General features: G+C 76.7%; 1 protein-coding gene. It reads left to right on the forward strand.

What is annotated here, in order from left to right; translation table 11 throughout:
* The coding region (locus tag E1284_RS42240; RefSeq protein WP_481726779.1) for a beta propeller repeat protein at positions 1-2644 on the forward strand (2644 nt) is incomplete at its 5' end.
* Between the last annotated feature and the right edge of the window lie 87 nt (positions 2645-2731).

The following is a 2731-nucleotide window of genomic DNA, read 5'->3' on the forward strand; positions in this document are numbered from 1 at the left end:
CCCCCAGCCACCGGCACCGCCCGCACCGCCCCTGCCCGCGCAGTTGCCTGCTCCGCGCCCGCCCGTCGCGCAGCCGCCGCCCGCGCAGAGCCCCCCGGCGCACGACCCGTTCCCCTACGCCCAGGAGATCCCCGCCGCACCGCCTCGTCCGGCACCGGAGCCGTTCCCCTACGCGCAGGAGGTCCCGGGCGGCGCGCCGAGCGCTCCCCCGGCCGCCCAGCCGTTCCCGTGGGCGCAGCAGGTCCCCGGAGCACCGCAGGCCGCGCCGGACGGCGTCCAGCCGGTGGCGCCGCCGCCGGTGGTCGACGAACCGTGGCGGACGACGCAGAGCAAGCCCAAGAAGCCGCGCAGAAGCCTCAAGAAGCCGCTGCTCATCGCAGGCGCGGGGCTGGCCGCCGCGGCCCTGGTCGCCGCCGCGGTGATCGTGGTGCCCGGCCTGCTCGGCGGCGACGAGGACGAGGGCGGTGCGGGCGCCGAGCTCGCCGGGGCGCTGTTCCCCGTCGACGGCGCGGCGGCCACCGACGGCCGCGACCAGCAGATCAGCGGTGTCGCGGCGCTCGGCTCCACCGTGGTCGCGGTCGGCGGCGAGACCGACCCGCAGAACGCCCGCGGCCTGTTCCTGGTCTCCACGGACGCCGGCCGGACCTTCAAGTCCGTCCCGCAGGAGAGCACCGACGGCGGCGTCGCGCCGTCCGGGGGCGTGCCCGAGGCGGTCGGCGGCTCGCCCCGCGGCTGGGTCGCCATCGGCAGCCGGGCGGGAGGCGGCGGCGCCGTGTGGACCAGCGAGAACGGGACGCAATGGCGGCGCCAGCCCGACGCCGTCGGCGACGTCTTCGGCCCGAAGGACCGGGTGAAGCGCATCGTCGGCACGCGCAGCGGGTTCATGGCCATCGGGGAGAACTCCCCCAAGGGCGACTTCAGCGACTCCCGGCCGGCCGTGTGGCTGTCCGCCGACGGCCGCCGCTGGGAGGCGCGCATCGGCGACCAGACCGGCCTGGACGTGCAGAAGGCGACGCTCTCGCTGGTCGAGGCCGCCGCGAGCGGCGACGTGATCCTGCTGGAGGGGCTGGTCACGCCCGACTCCAAGAAGCCCGGCCCGTACCGGAAGGTGTGGCGTTCGCAGGACGGCGGCCGGACCTGGGCGACCTCCGACGTGCCGGTGCCGAAGGGCAGCCGCGGCCTGATGATCGGCGGAGGGCCCGCGGGCTTCCTGGCGATGCGGGAGATCAAGGCGTCCGGGAAGCTCGCCGGCCAGGCGTTCCTCTCCAAGGACGGCAGGACCTGGGCCAAGGCCGGGACCCTCAGCACGTCCGGCTACCGCATGACCAGCGGTATCACCGTGGACGAGCAGGGCTTCACCGCCGTGGTCGTCCGCAACGGGGACACGCTGCTGTCGCGCAGCGCGGACGGCAGGACCTGGCGGGGCGCGGGCACGGCCGAGTCGAAGCCGGGCCGGGAGCTCACCGGCGCGGCGGCGTCCGGCGGGCAGACCGTCCTCGTCGGCCGGGAGCCCGGCGGCGGCGACACCAATGCGGTGCTCGGCGTCTGGGACGCGAACGGCACGGCGGTCCCCGTCGACCCGTCCAAGGTTCCGGGCGCCGTCCGCCCCGACCATTCGGTCCGCTCCGTCGGCGCCACCGGGAACCTGGCCGTGGCGGTCGGGAGCGCGAGCGGCGACGCCGCCGTCTGGTCGTCGCAGGACGGGAACACCTGGAAGCCCGCACAAGGGCTCGGGGCCGCGTTCACCCGGCCGGGGCCGCAGCAGCTGAACGACGTCGCCGCCGGGACGGCGGGCTGGGTCGCGGTCGGCTACGACCAGGCGGCGCCGCGGCGTCCGCTCGTCGTCACCTCGGCCGACGGCACGACCTGGCAGGCCGCCGACTCGGGCGCCGCCTTCGCGGCGGGCAGGACCGGCCAGCCCGTCACCTACGCGGTCACCGCCGGCTCGCAGGGGTACGCGGTCATCGGCACCCAGGGGTACTCGGTCGTCACCTGGTTCTCGCCCGACCTCAAGACCTGGACCCGCGGCACGGGCACGGACCCGAAGATGATGGCGGGCGGGCAGAGCAACCCGCGCTGGATGCTGGACGTCGCGTCCGGCCCGTTCGGCTTCGCCGCCGTCGGCGGCAGCCGCGGCGCCCAGGGGAACCGCCCGTCGGTGTGGCTGTCGCCCGACGGCAAGACGTGGACGCTGCAGGAACTGCAACTGCCGGCGTCCGGTGTCACCGAGGCCCACCTCACGCACGTCGCCGCGCGGGAGAACACGATCGTCGCCGCGGGGATCGCCGCGACCGCGAAGGGCCTCGACTGGATCGGCTACGTCTCCACCGACGGCGGCCGGACGTGGCGCCCGATCCCGTCCCCGAGCGGCGACACGCCCGTCACCGTCACCGCGATGGCCGCGACGCCCAAGGGGTTCGCCGCCACTGGCACGAGCGGGCGCGCGGGCACCACGGACGTCGTGTCGTGGACGTCCTCGGACGGCGTCTCCTGGAAGGCCTCGACGCCCGGCGGCACCGGCCTGGCGGGTGTCGGCGACCAGCAGATCACCGGCCTCGCGGCCTTCGGGAGCACGCTCCTCGGCGTGGGCCGCAGCGCGGACGCGAACGGCGACCAGCCCGTCCTGTGGGCCCGGCCGAACTGACCGGGCCACGCGGCCCCGCTCAGCGGACGGGCGGGGCCGGCGGCTCCGGCGGCGGCGTCGGGATCGGCGCGGGCGTCTGGTCGGGGC

Origin of the sequence: Actinomadura bangladeshensis (genome assembly GCF_004348335.1) — a bacterium.
Lineage (GTDB): Bacteria > Actinomycetota > Actinomycetes > Streptosporangiales > Streptosporangiaceae > Spirillospora > Spirillospora bangladeshensis.